Origin of the sequence: Myxococcus sp. CA033, assembly GCF_013336625.1 — a bacterium.
Classification (GTDB): Bacteria; Myxococcota; Myxococcia; order Myxococcales; family Myxococcaceae; genus Myxococcus; species Myxococcus llanfairpwllgwyngyllgogerychwyrndrobwllllantysiliogogogochensis.
The window spans coordinates 52275-79000 of sequence record NZ_JABUMU010000037.1 but is presented as its reverse complement, the minus strand read 5'-3'; the positions used below and the strand labels follow the sequence as shown (position 1 = coordinate 79000).

At 70.5% G+C, this 26726-nt stretch carries 12 protein-coding genes; 4 read left to right on the top strand and 8 right to left on the bottom strand.

Going from position 1 to position 26726, the window contains the following annotated elements; all coding sequences use genetic code 11:
• Nucleotides 1-123: 123 nt before the first annotated feature.
• From HUA78_RS44060 to HUA78_RS44050, 3 genes are all read right to left on the bottom strand, one after another.
• Complete coding sequence (locus tag HUA78_RS44060) at nucleotides 124-726, bottom strand: hypothetical protein (RefSeq protein WP_174465663.1); 603 nt, start codon at nucleotides 724-726, stop codon at nucleotides 124-126.
• 216 nt (nucleotides 727-942) lie between these two features.
• Complete coding sequence (locus HUA78_RS44055; protein WP_174478933.1) at nucleotides 943-4257, bottom strand: PAS domain-containing protein; 3315 nt, start codon at nucleotides 4255-4257, stop codon at nucleotides 943-945.
• A gap of 105 nt (nucleotides 4258-4362) precedes the next feature.
• Nucleotides 4363-5358 (bottom strand): hypothetical protein, encoded by a 996-nt coding sequence (locus HUA78_RS44050; RefSeq protein ID WP_174478932.1) that lies wholly within the window; start codon nucleotides 5356-5358, stop codon nucleotides 4363-4365.
• A 206-nt stretch (nucleotides 5359-5564) separates the two neighbouring features.
• Here HUA78_RS44050 and HUA78_RS44045 point away from each other — a divergent pair, with 206 nt between their 5' ends.
• Nucleotides 5565-7103: a M28 family peptidase gene (locus HUA78_RS44045; RefSeq protein WP_174478931.1), complete on the top strand. Its 1539-nt coding sequence runs from the start codon at nucleotides 5565-5567 to the stop codon at nucleotides 7101-7103.
• 15 nt (nucleotides 7104-7118) lie between these two features.
• Here HUA78_RS44045 and HUA78_RS44040 read toward each other — a convergent pair whose 3' ends face one another.
• From HUA78_RS44040 to HUA78_RS44025, 4 genes are all read right to left on the bottom strand, one after another.
• Entirely contained in the window at nucleotides 7119-10124 is a 3006-nt protein-coding gene (locus tag HUA78_RS44040) for a tetratricopeptide repeat protein (RefSeq protein ID WP_174478930.1), read from the bottom strand.
• A 225-nt stretch (nucleotides 10125-10349) separates the two neighbouring features.
• Nucleotides 10350-12653, bottom strand: a complete 2304-nt coding sequence (locus HUA78_RS44035) for an AAA family ATPase (RefSeq protein ID WP_174478929.1) — start codon at nucleotides 12651-12653, stop codon at nucleotides 10350-10352.
• 1 nt (nucleotide 12654) lies between these two features.
• A complete protein-coding gene (locus tag HUA78_RS44030; protein WP_174478928.1) occupies nucleotides 12655-16044 on the bottom strand; it encodes an AAA family ATPase in 3390 nt (1129 codons plus the stop codon).
• A 2-nt stretch (nucleotides 16045-16046) separates the two neighbouring features.
• The gene (locus HUA78_RS44025; RefSeq protein ID WP_174478927.1) at nucleotides 16047-19460 is read right to left on the bottom strand and encodes an AAA family ATPase; all 3414 of its coding nucleotides are present in this window, start codon (nucleotides 19458-19460) and stop codon (nucleotides 16047-16049) included.
• 208 nt (nucleotides 19461-19668) lie between these two features.
• On the opposite strand from HUA78_RS44025, the gene HUA78_RS44020 reads away from it, so the two are divergent.
• A complete protein-coding gene (locus HUA78_RS44020) occupies nucleotides 19669-21366 on the top strand; it encodes an aminotransferase class V-fold PLP-dependent enzyme (RefSeq protein ID WP_254624230.1) in 1698 nt (565 codons plus the stop codon).
• A gap of 6 nt (nucleotides 21367-21372) precedes the next feature.
• Here the strand turns inward: HUA78_RS44020 and HUA78_RS44015 are convergent, their stop codons facing one another.
• Nucleotides 21373-23964, bottom strand: coding sequence for a LamG domain-containing protein (locus HUA78_RS44015; RefSeq protein ID WP_174478925.1), 2592 nt, complete (start codon nucleotides 23962-23964; stop codon nucleotides 21373-21375).
• A 388-nt stretch (nucleotides 23965-24352) separates the two neighbouring features.
• On the opposite strand from HUA78_RS44015, the gene HUA78_RS44010 reads away from it, so the two are divergent.
• Nucleotides 24353-25684 (top strand): OprO/OprP family phosphate-selective porin, encoded by a 1332-nt coding sequence (locus HUA78_RS44010; RefSeq protein ID WP_174458814.1) that lies wholly within the window; start codon nucleotides 24353-24355, stop codon nucleotides 25682-25684.
• Between the two features lie 11 nt (nucleotides 25685-25695).
• Entirely contained in the window at nucleotides 25696-26724 is a 1029-nt protein-coding gene (locus HUA78_RS44005) for a sulfate ABC transporter substrate-binding protein (protein WP_174478924.1), read from the top strand.
• Nucleotides 26725-26726 lie beyond the last annotated feature (2 nt).

The following is a 26726-nucleotide window of genomic DNA, read 5'->3' as shown; positions in this document are numbered from 1 at the left end:
GGGCCTTCTCGCTCTCAGGTCTTCTGCGCACACAGAGCCGAACGAGAGGTGCCCCTGCTCCCTCTTCCCGCTCACTTCACGCCCGCCCGCCCTCCGGCCTGATCGAGAATCACGAACTCCGGTTTAGGGTCGTCGTTCGATGTGCAGGGGACCCTGGAAGGACGCGGGCGGGGTCAACTCCCGCTCGGTTTCGAGTGGGAAGCCTTCCCATTCCCGGACCGGGGGGCGCCCCTGGAACCCATCGCAGGAGCCATCGTCTCGCCATGCGGAGCGGAACGAGTGCGTGGACCACGTCGAGTCATCCGAGCGCACCCGGTACTTGCCCAGCACGGGGAACGGCATGCGCGGGAAGATGGGGAACGTCATGAACGCCGTTCCCGTGCAATCCGCCGTCTCGAAATGGACCAGGGCCGCCAGGTCAGAGAGGGGCGTGGAATGCCATGGGAGGGAGGCCTCGTGCGTGGGCTGGCCCGACTCGAAGTCGAACCTCCAGGTAAACCCTTGCGAATCGATGAGGTACGGCGCGCAGACAGGGAAGGCCACGGTTCCCTTCGCATCCACGAAATACAAACCATCACACGTCTGGGTCTCCCCAGGGACACCCTGTTCTCCGGAGGGGCCAGGCTCTCCCTGGGGCCCCGGGGGTCCTTCCATTCCCTCACCACACCCCGCCATCGCGAACATCACTGCGCACAGCCCTCCACGCATCATCACGGTTCCACTCATGCTGGGTTCTCGAGGATGACCTTCGGTGTCGAACTCACGGGCCCCGGGTCGCTCGTCATGGAGCAACGCGGAGGCGCCGTGCCGGCCGCCGTGGCTTGAGTGCAAGCGCCGTGCTGCCACGTGTCGCGGGTGAAGAGCGAAGCCACGAGGGCCATTCTGTGCGCCGGGCGATGCACGATGTGCAGCCGCGTGCTCGACTCCCGCTCCCGCCGCCCGTCAGTGAATGGACGGCGGCGAGGACGGCTCCGGCCCCGTGAGCGGCAATTCGACGACGAACGTGGCGCCATGCCCGCGCTGGCTCTCCGCGCGGATGGTGCCCTGGTGGGCCTCGACGATGCGACGACTGATGAAGAGCCCCAGCCCCAACCCGCCATAGTTTCGCGCCGACACGGCGCGTCCGAACTTCTCGAAGATGCGGCTCAGGTCCTCGGGGGCGATGCCGATGCCCTCGTCCCGCACGGTGAGTCGCCCGCGTCCCTCGCGCTCCTCCACCCGGATTCGCACGGGCCTGCCGGACCCATACTTGATGGCATTGGACACGAGCCCCCGCACTACCTGCTCCAGCCTGCGCGCGTCCCACCGGCCCATCACCGGTACGGGCGCCTGGACGTCGAGCGCGCAGTCCGCCTGTGCCGCCTGCGCTCGAAGCTGCTCCGCCACTTCTCGAGCGACGGCCGACAGGTCCACCCGGCCCAACTCCAGGGGCAGCGGCGCGCCCGTGAGCTGGGTGACGTCCAGCAAGTCGTTGATGAGCGCGGCGAGCTTGCGCACCTGGAGCGAGGTGCTCTCCGAGGCCCGCAGCACGCTCTCACGCAGGTGCTCCTCGGACGTGGACGTCGCGGCCTCGCGCGCGAGCCCCTGGAGCTTGATTTGAAGCGGCGTGAGCGGCGTCTTGAGCTCGTGGGAGGCCACGGTGAGGAACTCGTCGCGCAGCCGCACCGCTTCTTGGAGCCGCACCTCGATATCCTTCAGCTGCGTCACGTCCTGGAGCGCCAGGACAATCGTCGCCGGATGCCCGTACATGGAGGGCAACTGCTCTGAATCCACCAGGAACTCCCGCGGAATCCCCGGGCCGAGCTGCCACGTCAGCGGTGTCCGTCTCAGGGTCTCCCCCCGCGCTGCCCGCGCACCCGGAGTCTGTTCATTGGGGATGACCCCGCCCTGGGGGTCGAGGACGCGGTAGACGGTGTCGTAGCGCTGCACGGGGACACCCAACGGGAACTGGCCTCCGGTGAGGTTGCGGGCCGATTGATTGGCGAAGAGCACCTTGCCGGTGTGAGGCTCCATCAACAGCAGGGCGATGGGGCTGAGGTCCAGCACCGACTCCATCCACTTCTGCTGACTGCCCAGGTGCGCGGCCAGCTCCTCGGCCTGATGCCGGGCACGGACCTGCTCCGTCACATCCAGCGCGAAGGACATCACCGAGTCCACCTGCCCGCGCGCGTCCCGCAGGGGCTGATAGGTGATGTTGAAGTAGCGCTGCTCCAGGCCCTTGCCGTGGAGATTCAGCAGCAGCGGCATCTCGGTGGTCTTCACCTGCTGGCCTGTCTCGTAGACCTTCGCCAGCGTCTGGGAATACTCCCGGCCCTTCTCGTTCCTCTCCGCGAGCTCACGCAGCGACTGCCCCACCAGCTCCGCGTCATTCGACATCCCCTTGAAGATGGGATTGACGAGGGTGAAGAGCTGCTCGTGTCCGGAGATGATGGCGATGGAGGCAGGCGCGCTCATCAGGATGTCGTAGAGCCGCGCGCGCTGGCTCTCCACCTCGGCCTCTGTGCGCTTGCGGTCGGTGATGTCGTTGACCAGGACGACACAGCCCTGGATGCGGCCCTGGGCGTCCGCGCTCGGTACATACGTCGACTGGACATGGAGCGTCCGGCCATCGCGCAGCGCGAGCGCCGTCTCGTACGTGACATGCTCGCCCGCCAGGGCCTTGCGCACCCAGTCCTTGAAGAGGGGATAGAGCGTCTCTCCACCCACCTCGCGAATCGTCCGTCCCACCACGTCACTGGGGCGCAGGCCGAACCAGGTCTCGAAGGCGCGGTTGCAGAAGAGGTAGCGCTCGCCCTGGTCCAGGTAGGCCACCAGGGCGGGGAGCGCGTCGGTGATGGTGCGCAGCTGGTGCTCCCGTTGCCTCGCCTGCTCCCGGCTCTGCTCCAGCGCCTCCTTCGCCAGGGCCTGCTCCGTCATGTCCCGCTGCGTCCCCCACACCCGCACGAGCCATCCGTCCACGACGACGCCGAAGAGATTGGCCAGGCGCACCCGCATGACGCCGTCCCGGTCCGGCAGCCGCGTCTCCAGGTCCTGCACGCGGAAGCCGCCGCGGACGAAGCCGCGGATGGAGGCACCCTGGGTGTCCCCGACGCGGGTGACGAGCTGACGCAGGGTGCAGCCCACCATGGCGCGAGCCGATTCGAAGCCGCTCATGCGCGCCATGACCTCGTTGGTCTCCGCGATGCGCCCCGTGCTGGCCATGGCCTCGACGAGCGCGTCCTCCGTCAGGCGCGTGTCGAGCGGCGGCTCCATCTCCAGGCGCCAGATGCCCTCCGTGCTCTGGGCGACGAAGGTCCGGTAGCGCTCGTCGCTCGCCGCGAGCGCCAGGGTCGTCTGGCGCAGCTCCTGCTCCGCCTGCTTTCGCTCGCTGACGTCCTCCGCGGTGGACATCCACTCGCGCACCAGGCCGTCCTCATCGAACACCGGCACGCCCCGGACGATGACGTCGCGCCAGGTGCCGTCGTGGAACTGCAGCCGCAGCTCACCCCGATAGGGCTCCCGGGTCTCCAGCGCGCGGACCCACTCCTTCATGAAGCGGCCACGGTCCCCGGGGTGGATGGCGTCGAGCCAGCCGAGTCCCAGGTGCGCGCCCAGGGCCTGGCCGGTGAAGGCCATCCAACGGGGCGCGGGCTCGTTCAGCGCGCCCCGGCCATCGGTGGTCCAGACCGTCTGCGCGGTGGCCTCCACGAGCGAGCGATAGCGTTGCTCGTTCATCCGGATGGCCTGATTCGCCCGTTTCTGCTCGGTCGTCTCCACCACGGTGATGCCCACGCCTTGCAGCGCGCCGCCCGCGTCCCGCACCGGGAAGTAGTTGATGACGAAGTTGCGGGGGACTCCGGCCTCCTTGGCCGTGCTCCCGACAATCTCCAGATTTCGCACCGCCAGCCCGTGCTCGATGACCTGCCGGTAGTGTGGCTCGATGGTGGGCCACAGGTCGGGGACGACGTCGCGAACCTTGCGGCCCAGATGGGCCTCGCGTGGCAGGCCGTTCATCTCCGCCAGCGCGTCGTTGATGTGGATGAAGCGCAGCTCCAGGTCCACGAAGGCCAGGCCCACGGGGGCGCCGGCGACCATCGTCTCGAGGAAGAAGCGCGACTGCTCCGGGGAGACGCCCTCGATGCTCTCCTTCTCCGTCTCGCTGGCGCCTGGTCCCCGCACGGTGCCCCCGGCCGTTTCACCCTGGACGAGCTGGCAGGGTGACGGTGCCTGCTCGCTGTTCCGGGAGCACGACACCTCCACCGGAAGCTGTGCATCCACGGCGGCTCGGGGGAGCCACGAGCTCCCCAGGAAGCGAGTTGGCCGCCGCCCGGAGACGCGCGGGAGGCGGAGGGCTGGCGCTCGACGGGCCGCCAGCCCGGGCCCTCAGATTTCGTGGGCCGTCTGCTCGTACACGAGGACCTTGTACGACTGGGGGAAGAGGATGACGTAGAGGCTGCGCCAGTTGTCCCCGTTGGGGCCCGTGGAGAACGTGCGGTAGTAGCGCTTCACCTGCACCGTCTCCACGCCGTTGCCGTACGTCTCCAGCATGACGGGCAGCAGCGGCCGGAACTGCGAGTACATGGCGTCGTTCAACTCCGGCAGGCTCAGCACGAGCGGCGCCGGGTCGCTCCGATAGCCGATGTAGCGGCCCTGGGCGAGCACGGCCGCGGCGGCCTGCGTGAGCGTGGCCTCGCCCGAGTACGGCCACTGGTAGTCGAGCCGACGCAGGTACGACGTCGCGTCCTCGCGCACCTGATTGGCGGTGTCGAGCGTGTACTGGAGGCGCTCGGTGAGCGGATTCTCCACGTACCTGAGCACGGCCCCCGCGGGCGCCGGCTGCGGGTTGGGCAGGCACGTGCCGCCCACACACGCCGCCTGGAGGCGGAACTGCTTGTCCACTCCGTTCACGAAGCCCACCACCACCAGGTACTCGCCCGTCTTCGGCACCGTCACCAGCCCCACCTTGCTCAACGTGCCGTAGCCGGAGTCGTCATCCTGCGCGTGCAGCGTGGCGCCATGGCTGCCGCTCGCGTCCTTGGGGCCATAGAGGAACAGGCCGGTGTCCAGGTACATGGAGCTGCCCAGGTGCGTCACCTCCAACGCGAGCTGCGCGCCCGCGTTCGCCTGGAGCGTGTAGCCGAAGTACCCCGGCAAGGTGCTCGGGTAGCCCGCCACCGCGCCGCCGATGGCCAGGGGACCCTTGAGGGTGGTGCTGTCCGCGATGTTGCCGCTGGCGGGAAGCGTCGGCGCGGAGATGAGCGCCTGCGTGCCTTCCTCCAGCGTCCCGTCTTCCAGCGCGGCCTCGGGCGCGCCACCACAGGCGCCCAGGAAGGCCACCGGCAACATCCACAGCCAGGCTTGCTTCAGGTTTCCACGCATCGTCTCGGCCCCGTGTCAGTGAGGACGGAGGCGCGGGTTTCGCTCTCCGGCGACCGCCCTGGGTGTTCGGGCCCGTCTGCCATTCCTCAACCTGAAACTCAAGCAACCGAATTGAAACTTCATTCGCGCTTGTAGTCCGATGTGCCGAGAAGACCTTGGCACCTCGCGCCTTGAATGAAACCCATGAGGCTGGGAATGCTGGCGCCATGTTCCCATCCCGCATGTCCTGGCGCTGGAGCGCCGCGTTGCTGTCGCTGGCCCTCGTTTCATCCGTGCGAGGGGAGGCCCAGGAGGCCGCCGCGCCCGGGGGGCGGGAGCGCGAGGTGATGTTGCTGACGGGGGCCCTGTTGGGCCCGACGCCGATGGTGGAGGACCTGCGCTCGCTGGTGGACGAGGTGGGTGGGCGGGCCACGGGCTCGGAGTCCAACCGGCGCTCGGTGGCGTGGGCGCTGGAGCGCTTCCGTGCGGCGGGCGTCCCCGCGACGAGTGAGCCCTTCCGCATGCCGGCGCTGTGGTTGGAGCAGTCGGCGAGCGCGACGGTGCAGGGCCAGGGCGTGCGCTTCGCGCCCCGGGTGGCCGCGATGCCCTTCTCCACGGCGACGCCGAAGGGAGGCCTCGCCGCGCCGCTGCTGGACGTCGGACGCGGCGCGGAGGCGGACTTCACGCGCGTGGGGACGAAGGTGAAGGGTGCGTTCGTGCTGGTGGAGACGGAGGAGCTGCGGGACGTGGAGGGCCTCTTCCGCGAGTACGAGGAGGCGGTGGGAATCGAGGCGCGCGCGGTGGGCGCCGGCGCGGCGGGCGTCGTCTACATGGGCAGCCGTCCGGGCAATCAGCTCTACCGGCACAACGTGTCGACGGGCGCGAAGAACACCCGGCCGATGATGGTGATGGAGCGCGATGGAGCCCGGCGCGCGCAGCGGCTGCTGCGGGCCGGCATCGCGCTCACGATGAAGGCCGCGCTGGAGCTGAAGACGGGCGGACCCTACGAGGCGCACAACGTCATCGGTGAGATTCGAGGCGCCACGCGACCGGAGGAGGTCGTCGTGCTGGGCGCGCACCTGGACAGCTGGGACCTGGGCGGAGGCGCGCTCGACAACGGCGCCAACGTGGCGATGCTCATCGACCTGGCGCGGCAGCTGCGGCGGCTGGGACTGAAGCCCGCGCGCACCATCCGCTTCGCCCTGTGGAACGGCGAGGAGCAGGGCATGCACGGCTCGGCCGGGTACGTGCGCTCGCACGCGGCGGAGCTGGATGGACATGCCATGGCGCTGTCGGTGGACATCGGCTGTGGCCGCATCAACGGCTTCTTCACCAATGGCCGCCCTCCGCTGGTGCCGCTGGTGGACAAGGCGCTCCTCCCGGTGGCGGGCCTGGGTCCCTTCACTCAGGTGGATGTGCCGGTGGTGGGCACCGACAACCTGGACTTCATGCTGAGCGGCGTGGCCAACCTCATCGCCAACCAGGAGTCCGCCACGTACGGGCCGAACTACCATGCGCGCTCGGACGAGTTCGAGCAGTGCGACGCGCGCACGCTGCGCGCCAATGCCGCGGTGGTGGGCGCGCTGGCGTGGGGCTTCGCCACCATGGACGAGCGGCTCCCCCGGCAGGGACGCGCGGAGGTGGAGGCGCTCATGAAGGCCACCGACCTGACCGAGCAGATGAAGTCCTTCAACCTCTGGGATGAGTGGGAGGCGGGGAGCCGAGGCCGTCCCGCCGAGCGTCAGGTGTCACCCACGCCGCGCTGAGCGGGGCCCCAGGCTTCAGCGGACCTTGTGCGCCGCGAGCCACGCGTTGATGAGGAGGAGCGTCTTCTCCGAGGGGTCGTCCGTCATGGCCATGATTCGCGCCTCGGCGACGAGGCGCAGGGCCCGTGGGCGGTCCTTGCCGGACTCCCACAGGGCCTGGGCGAGCAGGAACTTCACCTCGGTGCGCTGGCCGACCTCCGGCCGCGCCTTTTCCCAGCCGGCGACGGCCCGCTCCAGGGGCACGAGCGCCTCCGTGGGCCGTTTCAGCTTGAGGAAGGCGATGCCCAAATCCCTCAGGCTGAGCGTCCACTGTCCGGAGCTGTCATCCGGTTGCAGGAGCATGATGTCCACGGCCCGCTGACAGTAGTGCACCATGTCCGCGTAGCGCTCCTTGAGGGACATGAGCTTCCCGACCAGGCGCAGCGGGCTCACCAGCGACGGGTCCATCAGTCCTCGCGACTTGTCGCGCAGGGCGATGGTCCGCAGGAAGTGCTCCAGGGAGAGGTCGAAGTGGCCCTTCTGGAAGAAGAGGACGCCCAGGTTGGCGTGGATGACGGAGGCGCCGTAGCTCTCCGGCCCGTCCGTCTTCGCGACGATGGTGAGGGCGCGCTCGTAGAAAGGGAGGGCCTCGTCCATGCGCGATTGGACGACGAGCGTCGAGGCCAGGTCGTTGAGCGCGTCGTAGACGCGAGGGTGGTCCGGGCCGAGCGTCCGCTCGAAGACGCCGAGCGCCTCGCGGGCGACCACCTCCGCCAGCTTCAGCTCCTCCTGGTCCCTGAGCACGGGGACCACGGCCAGTCGCACCCGGGCGACCTCCGGGTGCTCGGGGCCCAGGGCCTGCCGGGTGATGGTGGCGGCGCGCTCCAGGTGGGCCCGGGCCTCGGCGAGGCGGGGGTGGACCCACTGCGTGGAGCCCAGCTCCAGGAGCACGTCCGCCACTTCCAGGCTGTCCGGCCCGAAGGTGCTCTCCGCGAACAGCAGGGCCTGCTCCTGCAACGCCACGGCCTCCTCGAAGCGCCGCTGCTTACGCAGGACGGTGCCGGAGTAGGTGAGGAGGTGGACGCGGGTCAGCTCGTTTCCACCGCCCAGCCGTTCGATGGCGGCCGCGGCGCGGTCCTTCCAGCGCGAGGCCAGCTCGTACTCGTCCAGGCCGATGCAGGACACGCGCACCAGCAGCGTCCACGCGCGCGCGGCCACGGCGTCCTGACGCGTGGCCTCCGCCGCGTTCAGCGCCTCGAAGAGCGCGGCCTCCGCGCCACGCCAGTCTCCGGCTCCCTCGCGCAGCTCGCCGAGCAGCAGCGAGATTTCGGCGCCGTCGTGACGGTTCGCCGCCCGCTTCGCCGCCACGGCGGTCGGCTCCACCAGCGTGACGCCTTCCGCGTAGCGACCGGTGGCCAGGAGCGCTCGGCCTCGTGCGAGCGTCGCGCGCAGCGCCTCGTGGCGCTCGCGTGCTTCAGGCCCCTCGGGCAGCGTGGCCCCGCCGGGTGCCAGCGCCTCCGAGCAGCCCGACAGGGGGGGCAGGCCCTTCACCGCGCGGTGCGCCTCGTCCACCGTCCGGGCGTCCGCCTGGGACAGCAGCCGCGTGAGCGCGGAGACATCCGCCAGCCGATTGTCGAGGCAGCGCATGCGCCACGCCATCACCTCTTCGGGCTGCTCGCCCCGGACGCGTGTGGCCTCGCACGCGGTGGTGCGCGTCGTCGTCCAGGCGGCGGTGTACGCGTCCAGCTCCCGGCGCACGCGCTCCCAGGCGGCGGAGGCATAGGGCCGGCCAGTGGCGGTGAACGCGGCCTGGATGGCGGCGGCCTGCTCCGGGCCCCAGATGGTGGTCATCTCCTGCGGGGCGCTCGCGCAGGCCCGTGCTCCTCGGGTGTGCACCGCGTGCGTGAGGCCCACCGCGGTGGCGAGGATGGCCACCGCGCTGGCGAACTGGAGGCCTCGCTTCCACCTCGTGGCCGGGTCGTTCTGGAGCGCGTCGAGCAGGGCCTCCAGGTTCGGGAAGCGGTCCTCCGCGCGACGGGCGAGCCCTCTCAGCAACACGCGACGCAGCCACGGAGGGACGCGCGTGCCGTGGGGCGGAGGCCGCACCTGTCCCGAGGACACCTGGGAGGCCAGCTCGGCCAGGGTGGCGCCTTCGAAGGGGCGTGCGCCGTAGAGGGCTTCGTGGAGCGCCACGCAGAAGGAGAACTGGTCTCCGGCCGCGCCCGCGCGCGTCTCGCCCAGCAGTTGCTCCGGGGCCATGTAGGCCGGCGTGCCGCCCGTCAGCGAGCGCTCCACGGTCTTGTCACGCAGGGGGTCCGCGCGCGCGGGCAGCGCGCTCTCGCGTGTGGTGGGAGCGCCCAGGCGCGCGAGGCCGAAGTCGGTGACGTGGACATTGTCGTCGCCGCCGACGAGGAGATTGGCGGGCTTGAAGTCGCCGTGCACCACGCCCGCGGCATGCGCCGCCGCGAGTCCCCGGCCCGCGTCGAGGAAGAGGTCCAGCACCTCGCGCCAGGGGCGGGGCGCGGCCTTCAGCCACTCGCCCAGCGTCTGGGCCTCCACCCGCTCCATGGCCAGGAACACGTGCTGGCCGAAGGTGCCCACGTCGTAGACGGCCACCACGTTCGGGTGGGAGACGCGGGCCATGGCCTGCGCCTCACGCAGCAGGTGGGCGCGCTCCTTCTCCATGTCGAGGCCCAGGGCGCCGGTGCGCAGCAGCTTGAGGGCGACGCGGCGGTCCAGCTCCGGGTCATAGGCGCCGTACACGACGCCCATGGCTCCCGCGCCCAGCAGCTCCAGGACGAGGTAGCGGCCCACCGCCGTGCCTTTCTCCAGCGGCGAGTCCTCGCGGCGGGGAGAAAGGGGCATGGGCTCGGTGGGCGTCGCGCTGGTGATGAGGTCCGGAGACTGCGCGCGCAGTCCTTCGGCCACGAGCGTGCGACACGAGGCGCATGTGTCGAGATGGGCATCCACCTCGGCGCTCTCCGTGGGCGACAGCTCGCCCAGGAGCAACTTCATGAAGAGGGTCTCATCGACGCAGCGCATGAAGGGTGTCCCCTCCCACGGGAGGGTTCCTGTACCGGGGTGGGGAGTGGGCGCGGGCGACGATAGCAGAGAGTCCCCGCGCGACAGGGGAGAGGGCGCCACGTGGCGGCTTCATCACGGTGGAGCGCCGCTTCATGCGGGGCTCGCGCCGTGCGGTGGGTCGAGCGGGCAGGCGGGCGCGGGTGCCTCAAGGCCATGAAGCGCCCGGCCTGCCTCGTCGACACCTCACACGTGGGGCTCGTGGACGAGCAGGCCCTGGGCGCCCACGCGCAGAGTCACCTGTCGGTGCGGAGTGCCCGCATGCGTCGCGAGCCACTGCGCCAGCGGGACGATGGCGTGTTGCTCCACCGCGCGCTTCAGCGGACGCGCACCGTAGCGCGCGTCGAAGCCGGCCTTCGCGAGGAAGTCCACCACGTCCTCGCCAAAGCTCACCTTCACCCCACGCCGCGCGAGTCCCTCGCGGCCCAGCGCCGCTTCCAGGGTGCGCCGCGCGAGCGTCCGGATGACGTCCGGCGCGAGGGCGCGGTAGGGGACCACCTGGTCCAACCGGTTGAGCAGCTCCGGACGGAAGAAGGCCGTGGCCGCGCCCAGGTAGTGCGCCTCCATGTCCCGAGGCGTATCACCACCAAAGCCCAGCGAGCGCGCCGCCGACTCCGCGCCCAGGTTGCTGGTGAGCAGCACCACCGTGTTCCGGAAGCTGACGGTGCGCCCCGTGCCGTCCGTCAGCCGTCCCTCGCCGAGGACCTGGAGCAGCAGGTCATGCACACCCGCGTCCGCCTTCTCCACCTCGTCCAGCAGCACCACGCCGAAGGGCTGCTCGCGCACGCGCCGCGCGAGGCCTCCCTGCTGGCCTCCCACTTCACCCACCAGTCGTCCCGCGCTGCCGGGCGCGGCGTACTCCGCCATGTCGAAGCGGGCCAGCCGGGCGATGTCGCCGAAGAGGTACTCCGCCAGCGCCAGCGCCGACTCCGTCTTGCCCACGCCCGTGGGACCCAGGAGCAGGAACACCCCCAGGGGACGCGAGGGGTCCGCCAGTCCCGTCTTCAGCGTGACGACGAGGTTGCGCAAGAGCAGCGTGGCCTCATCCTGGCCGACGATGCGCTCGCGGAACCGGCGCAGCAACGCATCCGGGTCCAGGCGAATCGAGGAGTCCACCAGCTCCCTCGGGTAGCCCGTGCGCGTGCAGAACGCGGAGGTCACCGCGCCCGCGTCCACTTCCGTTCCCGTGGCGGCCTGCGCCGTCGCGGCGCGAAGCAGCGACACCGCGCCACCCGGAGGCGGTCCCTCTCCGAAGCGCTCCGTCAGCTCCGCCGCGCGCTCCAACGACGCGGGCGTGAAGCGCACCTTGCGCGCCTTCGCGACGCGCTGGGATGCCTGCTGCACGGCGGCCCGAGCCTTCTCGGGAGCCAGCGGCTCCACGACGACGTGTCGCAGCGCCTGGAGGAATGCGCCATGGGTGCGCTCCGCTCGCGCGACGTCCTCCGGCGTGGCCTCCAGCACCAGCGCCACCTCGCCCCCTTCCAGCGCCGGCAGCAGGTGCCGCGCGACGTCCAGGCCCGTGTCACCGCCACCCAGGGAGAGCAGCTCGGAGAGGCTGTCCAGGTGGAGCACCGCGCGCCGCACCCGCAGCTCGTTGACCATGAGTTGCACGCGCTTCTGCCACTGCCCCAGATAGCGCATGCCGGCCATGATGCGACCGCCCGAGGTGCTGAAGACCTCCAGTCCCTGGAGCGCATTCCCGGCCGACGCGGACTCCGCCCGGTGCACCAGCTCATGCACCAGCGACGTCTTTCCCACGGAGGGGGGCCCCACGAGCAGCACGCTGGCGCGCGCTCTCGAGGTGACGGCTTCCGCCAGCAGGCCGACCTCCGTGTCGCGCTCCCACGCACGCTCCAGCAGTCCCGCACGGGCCTCTTCGTTGAGGCAGCGACTCGCCTCTGCGAGACCAGGAGGTGGGGGAGGGCGGCGCACCGGCCCGCGGGGCTCCTCGATGATGCGCGCGCGGGTCGCCTCACGGGACTTCACCGTCACGGAGATGGTTTCGACGGTCTCATCGCCCAGGTAGGCCAGAGAGTGCAGGCGCTCCAGCGGCGCCATGTAGAGCTCGTGGCGGACCAGCTCCTCCACATAGGCCTCCAGGTCCCCAAGGTCCTGCAGCGAGCCCTCCACGTCCACGCGAGGAACCCAGACGTGCACGGCCCCCTTCGCCGCGCCCTTCCGGCCGCCGCGCTCCGCCTTCGCTCGTCCACCGCGCGTCACCACCGTGAGCTTGAGCGGCACGGGCAACAGTCGCCCGTGCTGCACGGCGCGCACGGTGAGGTTCATCTTCTTCGTGCGCAGGTCCGGCCAGTGGGTCTGCGCGTCACGCAAGTCCCCCCGCTTGAGCAGTCGGCCCAGAACCTCGGCCACATCCAGTCGCGCGGTCGCCAGGTCCGGCGCGAACGAGGCCAGATGCGGGTGCGTCAACACGTGCGCGGCCACCCCCACGCCGGGGTAGTTCCGCACGAACAGATGGAAGTTCTTGTCCATGTCAGTGCCCTCCTCGCGCGGGGTCGCGCAGCACTCGCGCCGCCCAGGCCACGGACTCGGAGGGAGTTCTCCCGCTTCTCAGCTGAACGACGTTCTCGGGCTCGCCCTCCATGACGACGCGGCCCTGCGGCGACTCGGGCACAAGGCCCGCGCGACGGGCTTCCCGCTCCGCCAGCTTCACCGCGTCGCGAGTCGCCACCGCCCGGGACACGCTCTTCATCAAGTCTGGCGCGTCCGCCAGCAGCTCCACGCGGACCAGCGCGGGCCGCACGCCCAGATGCACCAGCGCATAGCCCTCCAGCGTCGCGAGCACCTCCGACAGACCGAACGCCGCCATGCTCACCACCTGCCGCCGCACACGCACCCCCGCGGGACGCGCCGAGCCCGGTGCCGCCCAGCCGATGGTGCCATCCGGCTCCACGTGCTCCTCGTGGACCACCACGCGTCCCAGGCCCTGGGGAAGCCCCTTCACCACGGAGTCCAGCGCGGAGGTCGGCGAGTCCGCGAGCCCTTCCACCAGCAACGCGTGCACCTCCATTCCGCGCGCTCGCGTCGCCAGCTGATGCGCGAGCCACTCCACCTCATCGCGCAGGTTCACCACCTTGGGGCGGCAGCGACGCAGCCGCTCCTCGGGGGACACCGGCATCGGCTCCGGGACATAGGAGGGCCGAGGCCGCAGCCCGCCCCGTCCCTTGTTGTGCCTCCAGCTGTCCTGGTACCCGTCGCGCTCCAGCTTGCCCACGCGCTCCTCTGTCTCGAGGAAGTCGCGGTCCGCCAGTTCATTCTCCCGGATGTCCAGGGCCTCCGCCGACAGGCGCTCCAGCCGCTCTCCCAGCTCCACGGCCTCGACACCACCGGGCGGTGCCTCTCCGTCCGAGCGCCTCGCCTCCGCCGCCTGGAGCGACTCCAGTCGCGTCGTCACTTCCTCCAGGACGCGCGACACGCCAGGGAGCGTCCAGGTGGTGGGGTCCTGCTCACGGGCCCACGCGGGCTCCCTCATGAGCAGCTCCACCGACAGCCCCATGTCCTCGCCCCGGCGGAACAGCTCCACGCGGGCCAGGTCCTCGCCGCCGCGCCGCACCAGGTGGTGGGCCAGGGGCACGGTGAGGCGTCGCTCCAGCGCGCGCTTCAAGGGACGCGCGCCGTAGCGCGGGTCATATGCCTGCTCCACCAGCAGGTCGAGCAGCGCGGACTCCACCTCCACCAGCACGTTGCCCCGGCGGATGCCTCGCCGCGACAGCAGCGACTCCAGGGCGTGCTCCACGACGACGCGCAGCGCGGCGGGCGTGAGGGAGCGGAAGGGCACCACGCGGTCCAGGCGGTTGAAGAACTCCGGGCGGAAGAAGGCGCGCACCGAGGAGAGGTAGTGCGCCTCCGCGCCTTCCGGAGCGCGGTGGAAGCCCGTGCGGGCGGCGGCCTCGCGCACGCCCAGGTTGGACGTGAGCACCACCACCGCCTGCCGCGCGTCCACGGTGCGCCCCGCGCCGTCCGTCAGCCGGCCTTCACCGAGGAACTGGAGGAGCGCGTCGAAGATGCGCGGGTGCGCCTTCTCCACCTCGTCGAACAGCACCACGCAGAACGGCTGGGTGCGCAGCGCCGTCGTCAGCTCGCCGTCCGGTGCGCCGGGCAGGCCCAAGAGCCGGGTGATGCTGGACGCGGAGACGAACTCCGACATGTCGAAGCGGACCATCCGCTCCTCGCTGCCGAAGAGGGTGCGCGCCAGCGCCTTGGCCGTCTCTGTCTTGCCCACGCCGGTGGGGCCCACGAAGAGGTAGGTGGCCAGCGGCTTGTCCGGCGGCTGCAGCGAGCGCTGGAGCGTGAGGATGGCATCCACCACGGCGGCGACGGCCTCCGGCTGTCCGGCCACCTGCGCGGCCAGCTCGCGCTCCAGCACGTCCCGGGACTTCGGAGGCGCGCTCCCCAGCACGAAGTCCGGCAGGCCCGTCTGCGCGCGCATCGCGGCGGTGACGTCCTCCTCCGTGAAGCGGCGCACGTTCTGGTCCACCGTGCCGGGCCTCGCGAGCACCCGGCGCAAGAGCCGCACCGCCTTGCCCGGGAAGGCCTCGTGCGCGACGAAGCGCTGCTGGAGGTCCAGCAGGGTCTCCAGCGCGAGCGGGGACAGCCGCACCGCGGGCCCGCCTTCGCCCGAGCCCTCCAGTTCCCGCAGTGTCCCCAGCAGGGCAGGCAACGTCGTGCGGGGCTCCAACGCGGGCACGTGCACCACGCGGAACAGCGAGGCGAGCGTGGGGGCCTCCTCGCGCACCCGCTCGAAGCGCTCGGGCGTGGACTCCGCGAGCACGGTCAATTCGCCGCGCGCCATGTGGGGTTCCAGGAACTGCGCGACGTTGGTGCGCTCGCTGGAGGTGCGCCCCGCGTAGACGAGCGAGGCCAGGTCGTCCACGTAGAGCAGGTCACCCACCTCCACCAGCTCCTTCACCACGCCGCGCGCGCGGGCCTCCCACTGGCCCACGTACATCATCCCCGCGATGAACTGATTGCCATCCACGCGCCACACGTCGCGGCGCTGTCCCGCGGCGTCCTGGCGCGCGGTGAGCCGGCGCACCACCTCGTGCACCAGCGCCGTCTTGCCGGAGCCCGGCGGTCCTACCAGGACGATGGCCGCGCCCTCCCGGCCCTCCAGCGCGTCCACCACTTCGCGCACCAGCGCCTCGCGGCCGTAGCAGTGCTCCAGCCCGTCATCTCTGGCGGAGTGGCTCAGGTTGCGCGCCACCTCCCGCAGCTCGGTGAGCGTGAGGCGGCGGCGGTTGCGGCGCGCCTCGCGCTGCTCGGGCGTCTCCGGCGGAGTGGCCGTCCCCTTCGAGTCCTTTCCAGGCGTCCGGCGGCGCCGGGGCGGCTTGGGCGGCTTGGGCGGCGTCCGGGGGAGGATGGTGGGGGCATAGGCATCCACCTCCAGCAACTCCAGCCGCTCGCGGCCCTGCGCCCAGAAGCCCTCCAGATTCGTCAGCCCATGCTCCAGACACCACGCGCCCAGCCTGCGTCCGAGCGCGAGGGGCAGGGACTCCGCGTCGGGAATCGCGAAGCGGGCCTCCGCGAGCCGCGTGGGCGTCACCACCCAGAAGTCATCGCGAGGCCACTTCTCCAGCAGCACGGCCATGCGTCCCTTGAGCACGACGCGCAGGCCCTTCTCGCGATCTCTCGCCTCGGTGTCGACCTTCACGTGCTTGAGCGACAGGTGGGGTGGCAGCTGGTAGCTGGCCACCCGCGAGGGGTGGTCCTTCTCGAAGCGCTCCATGACGGCGAGCGCCAGGTCATCCTTCAGCGAAGACAGGCTGGGGCCCACGCGGTGAATCCTGGGCCAGAAGGCGGGGACCCACGCCTCGACGAGACGGCCGCCCAGGGGCGCGACGACCAGGGGGAGCTTGAGTTCCATGGTCAGTCCTCCTCCGCTTCGCCGAACACGCGCCAGTTCATCCAGGGCTCCAACAAGGCATCCAACTCCAGACCTCCGCCGCCGTAGCGCAAGCGGGTTCCGGTGCGCATGTCCTCCACCGAGCCGCCCGAGGTGTCCGTCGAGCCCGGCCGGATTCGCCGGGCCTCGGTCTTCGGCAGCAGTGTCTCGAGCTTCGACCAGTCCGGCAGCACGTCCCGGCTGCGAGGGTGGGGGGTGAAGAGCACGCGCACCAGCGACGCCTGACTGCCCTCCACGAAGCGGTGTACGCCGTGCTCGGCGGAGAGCAGCAACGGGCGCGTCTCGCCGGAGATCTGCAGGGCGTACGCGAGGGGCGTGGGCTTGAGGTCCAGCAGCTCATCCACCTTGGGGTAGACCCAGTCCGGCGGAGGCGGATGGCGTGGTGGCTTCTCCCCGTCCGGTGGCTTGGGCGTCCAGAGCAGCGCGCGCTGGAAGCCCAGGGAGTAGCGGTTGCACCAGCGCTCATAGGCCTTCGCCAGGAAGCACAGTTGCGGCCATGCACCACGGCCGGGCACCAGTATCAGGGTGGAGCCCCGCGAGTACTGGTAGAGGCTGGCGTACAGCCGCTCCCGCAGGGGATGGAACGTCGAGCGCAGCGTGGAGACGTCGCGCGCGAGCGACTCCGCCTGTCCCACCGCGCGCGACAGGTGCGCCTCGAAGAGCAGGTCCTCGATGGCCTCCGTCTGCTGCGAGCACTCGCGGAAGGCCTTGTCCAGCTCGCGCGCGTCTCCGGACTTCCTCGCGGACTCCTCCGCCAGCGCGCGCTCCTCCCAGTAAGAGGCCTGTCGGGACACCTTGTCGAAGACCGCCAGCTCCCGTCGCAGCGCGAGCATGGGCGGCGAGCGGCTCCAGCGCTGCACCTCCGCGCGCAGCGTGGCGGCGTCCTCCAGCACCTGCTCGATGGCCTGCCGTCCCACGCCCTCCGCCGCGCCACCCACGGCCTCCGCGCGCAGCGTGAGCCCGTCGCCGCCGGCCTCCGCGTGCAGGCGCACCGGCCCCGTCTTCGGGTGCGCCGCGAGCCACGCCGCCACCGGCACCACCAGCTCCCGCTCCAGCGCGCGCTTCAGGGGCCGCGCGCCATAACGCGGGTCGAAGCCGCGCGCCGACAACCAGTCCAGCGCCGACTCGGAGACGACGAGGCTGGCGTCATGGCGCGACAGGCCGGAGCGCTGGCGGATGGCGTCCACCTCGCGCACCACCAGCCGGCGCAGCAGCTCCTCGGAGAGCGGCGAGAAGACGACGGTGTCGTCCAGGCGGTTGAACAGCTCCGGGCGGAAGAAGCGCTGCACCTCCGCCAGGTAGTGCGTGCGCAGCGCGGCGACGTCGGGCGCGCCGCCCAGCGAGTCGAAGCCCACGCGCGCGCGCCACGTGTCCGCGCCCAGGTTGCTGGTGAGCACGAGGACGGCGTTGCGGAAGTCGGTGAAGCGGCCCGACGCGTCGGTGAGGCGCCCCTCGCCCAGCACGCCCAGGAGCGCGTCGTGGACGGCGGGGTGGGCCTTCTCGATTTCATCCAGCAGCACCACGCAGAAGGGCTGGCGGCGCACGGCGGCGGAGAGGTAGCCCGGCGTCGCGCCGTCGCCCAGCAGGCGCAGCAGCGCGTCCGGCCCCGCGTACTCGCCCATGTCCAGGCGCACCATGCGCTCGCGCGAGCCGAAGAGCAGCTCCGCCAGGGCCTTGGACAGCTCCGTCTTGCCCACGCCGGTGGGGCCCACGAAGAGCAGCACGCCCAGGGGCCTGCGCGTGTCCGCGAGCCCCGCCTTGAGCACGGACACCACGGAGGAGACGCGCTCCACCGCCGCCTGCTGCCCCAACACTCGCGTGGTGAGGAACTCGCGGACCTGGGCGGGCTCCAGCGGCATGTCGTCGCGCAAGAGCGCCTCGGGGATGCCGGACTCGGAGGCGAACTGGCGCACGGCGTCCAGCCGGATGACCCGAGGCTGGGCCGCGTGGGCGCACGTGGCGATCAACCGGCGGAGGAAGGCCACCGCGTTGCCCACCTGCGCGCCATACGGCAGGAAGCGCCGACACAGGAAGCGACTCTCCTCCAGCGCCTCGGGCAGCACCTCCAGGGGCGTGGCGCTCGGAGTGTCCTGGGCCACGCGCGCCAGGATGTTGGCGAGTGCCTCCGGTGTCGGCTCCTCCACCCGGACGACGGAGAAGAGGCGGGCGAAGCTGGCGTTGCGCCGCTCCACCTGGGCCCAGGCCTCGGGGGTGGCCTCGGCCACCACGGACACCTCGCGGGTGACGAGCAGCGGCAACAGGAGCTGGGCCACGTTCTGGTCGCTGTGCGCGCTCTTGCCCGCGTCGAGCAGGTCGATGGCGTGTCCCAGCGAGAGGATGGCGCGGGAATCGTTCGCCTCGCGGAAGGACTTGAGCACCTGCTGCTGCCAGTCACCCCACATGCCCTCGCCCGCGATGAGGCGACTGCCGTCGACGAAGAAGAAGGGCCGGGCCTTCTCCGCGGGAGTGGCGGTGGAGGCCTGGAGCGCCTCGGCGACCGCATGGAGGACCGCGGACTTGCCCACGCCCGAGGGGCCCACCAGCACCACGGCCTCCGCGTCCTTCGCGGCCAGCCGGGCTCGCAGCAGCGTCACCAGGGCGTCCTGCTCATAGGCGGGGTCGAGCTGCCCTTCCGTCGCCAGCCGATGCCAGGGCACCGCGATGCGGTCCAGCGTGGGCGTGGGCGGCGGCTTCTCCGGCTTCGCTCCCGGCTCCCGACGACGGGAGCGCTTGCGGGGCTCCCACGTGTCCTCGTTGAGCGCGTCCTCGTCGTCCCCATCGATGCTCACCGACAGGCCCGACTCTCGCGGTTCCTCGGGCTCCGCGTCCGGTGGACGGGGCGGCGGGCGGATATCCAGGTGGAGCTGACGGGGCGTGAGGGCCGACAGGCGCGTCGGCGTGGCCTCCACCTCCACGTCCAGCAGGGCCTCTCCACCATCCGCGCGCAGGGCCAGGAGCCGCGCGTCGGGGAGTCCTTCCAACTGTTCACGCAATCGCTCGGCGGCATCCTCGGGCACCTTCTTGCCCTGGAACCACAGGTGCGTCTCCAGCCGGGGCGCGTGCAGCCCGAGATAGGACTGATGCGTGGGCGCGACAGCGGCGGCGAAGGTGAGGGGCGCGAGGGTGTTCTCCTCGTTTCCCCAGACAGGAATCGCGTCCAGCTCCAGCGTGTGCAGCGTGCCCCCGGTCGCGGCGATGAACTCCGGCACGCGGCGCGGATGGATGCGGGTGAGCTGGTCATCCAGCGCGAGCGCCAGCTCCTCGGTGGCCTTCTCCACGGTGTCCGCGTGCACCGCGAGATGAGGCAGGGACAGGGGTGTGAGCGTCACTCGACCGCTGGCGTGACGCTGCACCCAGCATTGGAAGCGAAAGTTCATGGAGTGTGCTCAGGCTAACATGGGGCGGCGCAGGGACGATGCGAGCTCTGGGGGACTGACGCGGCCGGTCGCGCATGATGGCCTCCACGCGCTGGACAGGCCGTGAGGTTCGGCGGGAGTCTGTCGTCATCGAGAGGTGCGAGTGATGGAAGACGCGTGTCCTCTGTTGGTCGAGTCCATTCGAAGCGCCGTTGTCGGTGAGGACCGGATGCTCGATGGACCCTACGGTCCCCGCCGGCTCACGTACGCGGACCATGCCGCGTCCGGGCGCTCGCTCGCCTTCATCGAGGACTTCATCCGGGAGCACGTCCTCCCGCTCTACGCCAACACGCATTCGGAGACGTCGGGGACGGGCGCTCAGACGACGCGCTATCGCGAGGATGCGCGCGACCTCATCCACCGCGCCGTGGGAGGAGGGCCCGACGACATCGTCCTCTTCTGCGGCTCCGGCGCGACGGCCGCCATCTGCAAGCTCATCGACATCCTCAACTTGCGCCTCCCCGCGGACCTGGATGCGCGCTTCGATTTGGGCTCGCGCATTCCCCGCGCGGAGCGCCCCGTCGTCTTCGTGGGCCCCTACGAGCACCACAGCAACGACCTGCCGTGGCGCGAGTCCATCGCGGAGGTCGTCACCATCGACGAAGACGCCGACGGGCGCATCGACCTGGCCCACCTGGAGCGCGAGCTGGCACGCCACCACGACCGGCCGCTGCGCATCGGCAGCTTCTCCGCGGCGAGCAACGTCACCGGCATCCTCAGCGACCAGGAGGGAATCGGCGCGCTCCTGCGCCGTCACGGAGCGCTGTGCTTCTGGGATTTCGCCGCAGCGGGGCCCTATGTCCGCGTCGAGATGAACGGGCGTGGCGATGGCACCGCCGGCCCGCGCGTGCGGAAGGACGCCGCGTTCCTGTCGCCGCACAAGTTCATCGGTGGGCCGGGGACGACGGGAGTGCTGGTCGTGAAGCGCCAGTTGCTTGGCAATCGCATCCCCACCGTGCCCGGAGGCGGCACTGTTTCGTACGTGAGCGGCAGCGAGCACGTCTATCAGCGAGACCTCGTGCACCGCGAGGAAGGGGGCACTCCCGCCATCGTCGACTCCATTCGCGCGGGGCTGGTGTTCCAGCTCCGGGAGGCGGTGGGCGTGGAGACCATCGACGCGCTCGAACAGGACTTCGTCCGGCGGGCCCTCGCGCGCTGGGGGGCGAATCCCGCCCTGCGCATCCTCGGCAACCCGGCGCTCCGGCGGCTGCCCATCGTGAGCTTCCTGGTTCGACACGGGGACGCCTATCTGCACCACAACTTCGTTGTGGCCCTGCTCAATGACTTGTTCGGCATCCAGGCGCGCGGAGGCTGCTCGTGCGCGGGGCCCTACGGACACCGGCTGCTGGCCATCGACCCCGTCACCAGCCACCGCTTCCAGGACGTCATCCTGCAAGGCACCGACGGTGTGAAGCCCGGCTGGGTGCGGCTGGGCTTCAACTACTTCCTCTCCGAGACGACGTTCGGCTTCCTGCTGGACGCCGTGGACTTCATCGCCCGAGAGGGGTGGAAACTCTTGCCGCACTACGCGCTCGAGCCTTCCACCGGACAGTGGCGCCACCGCGCGCACCAGCGGCGGCTGGGGCGACTGGGTGACGTCTCCTATGCGAGCGGCCGGTGCGTCTTCCCGCCCCCCGGGTCGACCGTGCCGGAGGCGGAGCTGGGGGACTACGTCGCGCGGGCCCAGGTCATCGTCGAGCAGGCACTCCAGGACTTCGGGAGCCGGACACAGGCGGATGCTTCGCTCGCGCCCGACGCGGAGCGCCTGCGCTGGTTCCCGCTGCCCGGGGAGGTGCTGGAGATGCTCAAGCGCGAGCGCGCCGGCACGACCTCGGAGGCCCCCTTCCGACTCCAGGGGGCCCCTTGAGTCGCCTCAGGGATTGAGCTTCCAGGGCACCGTCACGGCGGGCTGGAAGCAGTGCACGTTGGCGTAGAGGCCCGCGCCCAGCTCCTGCACCACGCCCGCGCCATAGCCCTTCGTCTGGCACCACCTGCTGACCTCCAGCTTGGAGTCGGTGGAGCTGAAGCTGCCCGCGTTGGAGGCGGGCCCGAGCTGGTCCTTCGCGACGTCCTGGATGAGCCCGGCGTTGAAGCAGCCCACCCACGGGCGCGAGGTCATCTCGAAAATCTGACCCGTGCTCCATCCCAGGTTGTTGCACCAGCGGTGCACGGCGGCCGAGCAGTCGAAGCTCTGCGCGACGCGCTCGTCCACGCAGCCGGCGTGCTTGCGCGCCAGCTCCTCGAAGGTGACGCCCAGGCTCTCGTGCTGGATGGGCGCGCACGCCACCGTCGCGTCCGTCGTCGTGGCTCCCGCCAGCGCGCCCAGCAGTGAGATGGGCGGACGGTTTCCGATGAGCTGCTGAATCGTCTCGAGGACGTTGGTGCTGGTGGCCAGGGCGTCATGGGCGCCGCGCTGAGCGCAGACCCTGTGCATGGACGAGGCACAGGCCAGCGTGCCCAGGGCCGCGTAGCTGTTGCAGGCCGGCTGCTGCTGGCTCATGCCGAACTGTCCCGCCGTGGGAGTCTCCTGGATGGCCTCGTCGCGGCAGTCCGCGCCATACGACGTCATGCAGATGGAGCGGGCCGAGCGCGCATGGGTGAAGAAGCGCACCTCATCGATGGCGCCCCGGAAGGAGCCCTCGCCATTGGCGGGACAGGTCTGCGTGTCCAGCGTGTTGCCAGCGCCGATGGACAGCGCGCCGGTGCCCAGGCGGAACGTCCCCGTGGCCACGGGCAGTGAGCGCCCCGTGGGCACGCCATTGAGGTACTCGCCAAAGGCGCCGGTGACGCCGTCCCAGGTGTAGGCCAGGTGGGTCCACGCGCCCACGGGCAGCGCGGGGCTGCGGCCCAGGCGCACGCGCGCGCCGTTGATGACGAAGGACATCTGCACCGTGTTGTCGGACTCGTAGATGAGGTCCAGTGCGCCGCCCTTCTGGAAGAGGTAGCGGTAGGGGTTCCCCGTGGTGCAGCCCTGGTGGATGTTCGCGTCCGGGCGCACGGCGAGCTGTACGGTGAAGCCCCGCACGAAGCCGCCCACGCCGGGCACGGTGGACGTCGCGTCCGTCAGGTTCATCGCGAGCGCTCCGCCACCCGGGACGACCAGCGCCTTGCCCTTGCCGTGCGGTTCCCACAGGGAGCCGGACGTCGGCTGGGTCACCGCGTTGCCGGCGGAGATGGACGCCGTGCCCACGAGAGTGCCTGTGAAGAAGCGCCCGGACAGGTCCGGCGTGCGCGTCAGGTCATACGCGCCCGCGCGCGTCACCAGCTCGTTCATGGGCAGGTAGAGCACGTGGAAGGGGTCCACCAGCTCACCGATGTCCACGTCGTTGTAGTCCGCCGTGTTGCTGCCGAAGAGGGCGAGCACGTCGTGGGTCTTGGTGACGGGCAGGTAGTGGCTCTCGTTGCTCGAGCCCGGTGGGAAGTTCTGTTCTGGCGCGCGCTCCTGTTCCAGGTTCCACATGGGCCCGGAATAGAAGAGGTGCGCGATGTCGCTGCGGTCCGTGTTGATGGCACCGTCGATGTGGTACGCCGTCCAGCCCGTGTCCGCGCCAATGAGGCTCACGGCTTCGCGGCGCGCGCCATCCGTGTAGACGACGCCCGTGTACGTGACGTTGCGCCCCTCGTGGTCCACCCAGGCGTAGGCGGCCCGGATGAGCGGGCCAGAGGTCGTCTCACCAAAGAGTTCCCCGGTGGAGGCCTTCAGCTTCTGCCATGCCAGCGGGTAGCGCTTCACGCCCGCGGTGGGGTCGCTGTACATCATCGACAGCGGGCGCGGATTGCTCCAGCCCGTGGCCGCGCAGGGCGTGGGGTTGTACGCATACATCAGGTGGTCGATGCCACCGTCGTTGGCGGGACCGCCCTGATAGATGAGCAGGCGTCCGTCGGAGGTCATCGTCGGTTCGATGCCGCGGATGCTCGCGCCGGTGACGGTGGTCAGATAGTCCAGGTTGCCGGTGGTGAAGGAGGAGATGTCCGCCTGCGGCGTGAAGGGCTGGGACACCCGGAGGTCCACCGGACGGCGACGGAAGCGGTTGGGCCCGTTGAACATCTGCGAGTCGAACAGGAGCGGCTGGTACACCGCGAGCCCTCCCGACAGGACATAGGGCTGGGCCGGGTTGGTGAAGCAGAACGCCAGCGCGTTCTCTCCGTTCCTCACCTGCGTGCTGAGTCCTGGAGAGAAGGCCGTGGAGAAGCTCGGCTTGCCCTGGGCGTCGTACGTCACCGCTTCAGGCCGGAACACTCGCGCCAGCCACGTCGTCGTCGTCGTCGCGTGGTCCTCGCGGATGTTGCCCACGAAGACTCGCCCGTCGATGGTGGATGAATGTCCGTTCGCTCCGAACGGCGTCCCGATGCGTGTGTTCACCAGGGAGGGGCGCTCCGCGGCAAGGGCTCCTGGAGCGGCCATCAGCACCGCGAGCAGTGACGCGAGTCGTGGAACCCACAGCGGACAGCGACGAGTGCGCATGAATGCCTCCAGACTTGGAGTTCAGATTATACTTGAATTGCGGGCTGAGATACTCATTGCGCCAGGTAGGCCGGATGCGTGGCGTTTCCGTGGACGGAGGACGTCGCTCACGACGCTGGAAAGGGAAGGAGTCGGTGGGTTCGTCATGAGGGGGGCGCGTTGACAAGCCCGGAGGTGCCGGGCATCGTGGTGGCACTTCATGACCCGCCTGACGACCCACGCTTGTTGCTGCTGTCACGCACCAGCGGTGGGCGCCTGTCGACCCGTGGCCTGAAAAGCCTGGGTTGAGCTGGTTCGAAGAGCCCACCATCCGCGAGGAGGTGGGCTTTCGGCTTTCTGGCTCCGGAGTCCACCGTCCATCGCGCTCCTCTCGCTTTCGAGGTCCCGCATGGCAGGTCCCACACCTCATCGGTTCTCCTTCCTCGCTGGTGCGTTGACGTGGCTGCTCACCCCGCTGGCGGCGGCGCAGACACCTGTGCCGGAAGCACCTCCCGCCGCGCCGTCGTCGCCCCCCGCAACGCCGTCACCGACGCCCGGTGGAGTCGCCGTCAAGGCGACGTCCGAGGGCATCTCCGTCTCGTCCCCCGACAAGGCGGTCATGTTGAAGCTGCGCGGCTACATCCAGCTCGATGGCCGCTTCTTCGAGAGCAAGGCGGACCGGCCGGGTTCCACCACGTTGCTCATCCGTCGCGCGCGACCGTTGCTGGAGGGGACGCTCTTCAATCTGTTCGACTTCCGGCTGCTGACGGACTTCGCGGCCAACGCGCCGCCACTCTGGGATGCCTATCTGGAGTACCGACCTCGCAAGGAGGTGCGCGTGCGGGTGGGCAAGTTCCGCCCCCCGGTGGGACTCGAGCGCAACCAGTCCGGCATCAACACCCTCTTCGTCGAGCGCGCGTTGCCCACGGACCTGGTGCCCAACCGGGACGTGGGGGTGATGGTGCACGGTGACTTGTATGACGGCACGCTGAACTACGCGGTGGGGGCCTTCAACGGCACGGCGGACGGCGCCAGCGCGGACACCAACCTGGACGACAGCTTCGACCTGGCGGCGCGCCTGTTCGCGCATCCGTTCCGGGCCACGAAGCTCAAGCAGCTCTCCGGCCTGGGACTGGGCATCGCCGCGTCGCGCGGCCTGCAGTTCGGCTCCGCCTCCACCACGGGCGAGGCACCCCTGCGCACCATGGGGCAGCAGACGTTCTTCATCTTCCGGACGGGCACGGGTGCGGGCGAGACGGTGATTGCCCATGGCGAGCACCTGCGGCTGTCGCCCCAGGGCTACCTCTACGTGGGGCCCGTGGGCGCGCTGGCCGAATACGTGTCGTCCACGCAGGAGGTCAACCTGGGACAGCAGCACGCGCGCCTGCGCTTCGAGTCGTGGCAGGCCAGCGCGTCGTACGTCGTCTTCGGCGGCAGGGCGGCCTACGACGGCGTCAAGCCCACGGACCCGGTGGGCGCGGAGGCCGGCGGCTGGGGCGCGGTGGAGCTGGGCGCGCGCTACGCGGCGCTCGACGTGGACCCCGACGCCTTCCCCATCTACGCGGACCCCACGCGTTCGGCGCGCAAGGCGCGAGGGTGGGGCGCCGTCGCGAACTGGTACCTCAACGGCAACGTCCGCGTGGCCACCTCATATGACCACACGAGCTTCGAAGGGGGCTCCGTGGACGGCGACCGCATCCCCGAAGACGTCGTCATGTCCCGCTTCCAGGTGAGCTGGTGAAAGGTCCCTCCATGCGCTTCTCTCTCCGGCTGTCCCTGCTCGTCGTGCTCGCCCTCACCGGGTGCTCGAAGTCCGGGGGCGAGTCCTCCGCTCCGAGCTCCGTCACGCTGCTCAACGTCTCGTATGACCCCACGCGGGAGCTGTACGCGGACGTCAACGCCGCCTTCGCGAAGCATTGGGAGGCGACGCACGGGCAGAAGGTCTCCATCAAGCAATCGCATGGCGGCTCCGGCAAGCAGGCGCGGGCCGTCATCGATGGGCTCGACGCGGACGTCGTCACGCTGGCGCTCGCGTACGACGTGGACATGCTCCACGACAAGGCGTCGCTCATCCCTGACGGGTGGCAGGCGCGGCTCGCGCACAACAGCGCGCCGTACACGTCCACCATCGTCTTCGTGGTGCGCAAGGGCAACCCCAAGGGCATCCGCGACTGGGACGACCTGATTCGCGAGGGGGTCTCCGTCATCACCCCTAATCCGAAGACCTCCGGGGGCGCGCGGTGGAACTACCTGGCGGCCTGGGGCCATGCCCTGCGAAAGCCTGGAGGCACGGAGGAGTCCGCGCGCGCCTTCGTGGGCGCGCTGTTCCGCAACGTGCCGGTGCTGGACTCGGGAGCCCGGGGCGCCACCACGACGTTCGCCGAGCGAGGTCTGGGTGACGTGCTCATCGCCTGGGAGAACGAGGCCTTCCTCTTGACGGACGAAGTGAGCAAGGAGCGCTTCGAAATCATCGTCCCGTCGGTGAGCATCCTCGCCGAGCCTCCCGTCGCCCTGGTGGACCGCAACGTGGACAAGCGCGGCACCCGCGTGGTGGCGGAGGCGTATCTCCAGTTCCTGTATTCGGAGGAGGGACAGCGACTGGCGGCGAAGCACCACTACCGTCCTCGCTCGGAGGCGGTGGCGCAGAAGCACGGCGCCCGGTTCCCCAAGGTGACGCTGTTCACCATCGACGAGGTGTTCGGGGGCTGGCGCAAGGCGCAGGCCGCGCACTTCGACGATGGTGGCGTCTTCGACCGCATCTATGTCCCCCAGGCGCGCTGAGC

Coding starts and splice junctions, on each gene's coding strand:
- HUA78_RS44025 (WP_174478927.1), bottom strand. CDS start 19,460: ATGAACTTTCGCTTCCAATGCTGGGTGCAGCGTCACGCCAGCGGTCGA.
- HUA78_RS44010 (WP_174458814.1), top strand. CDS start 24,353: ATGGCAGGTCCCACACCTCATCGGTTCTCCTTCCTCGCTGGTGCGTTG.
- HUA78_RS44005 (WP_174478924.1), top strand. CDS start 25,696: ATGCGCTTCTCTCTCCGGCTGTCCCTGCTCGTCGTGCTCGCCCTCACC.
- HUA78_RS44050 (WP_174478932.1), bottom strand. CDS start 5,358: ATGCGTGGAAACCTGAAGCAAGCCTGGCTGTGGATGTTGCCGGTGGCC.
- HUA78_RS44015 (WP_174478925.1), bottom strand. CDS start 23,964: ATGCGCACTCGTCGCTGTCCGCTGTGGGTTCCACGACTCGCGTCACTG.
- HUA78_RS44045 (WP_174478931.1), top strand. CDS start 5,565: ATGTTCCCATCCCGCATGTCCTGGCGCTGGAGCGCCGCGTTGCTGTCG.
- HUA78_RS44020 (WP_254624230.1), top strand. CDS start 19,669: ATGCTCGATGGACCCTACGGTCCCCGCCGGCTCACGTACGCGGACCAT.
- HUA78_RS44030 (WP_174478928.1), bottom strand. CDS start 16,044: ATGGAACTCAAGCTCCCCCTGGTCGTCGCGCCCCTGGGCGGCCGTCTC.
- HUA78_RS44040 (WP_174478930.1), bottom strand. CDS start 10,124: ATGCGCTGCGTCGATGAGACCCTCTTCATGAAGTTGCTCCTGGGCGAG.
- HUA78_RS44060 (WP_174465663.1), bottom strand. CDS start 726: ATGAGTGGAACCGTGATGATGCGTGGAGGGCTGTGCGCAGTGATGTTC.
- HUA78_RS44035 (WP_174478929.1), bottom strand. CDS start 12,653: ATGGACAAGAACTTCCATCTGTTCGTGCGGAACTACCCCGGCGTGGGG.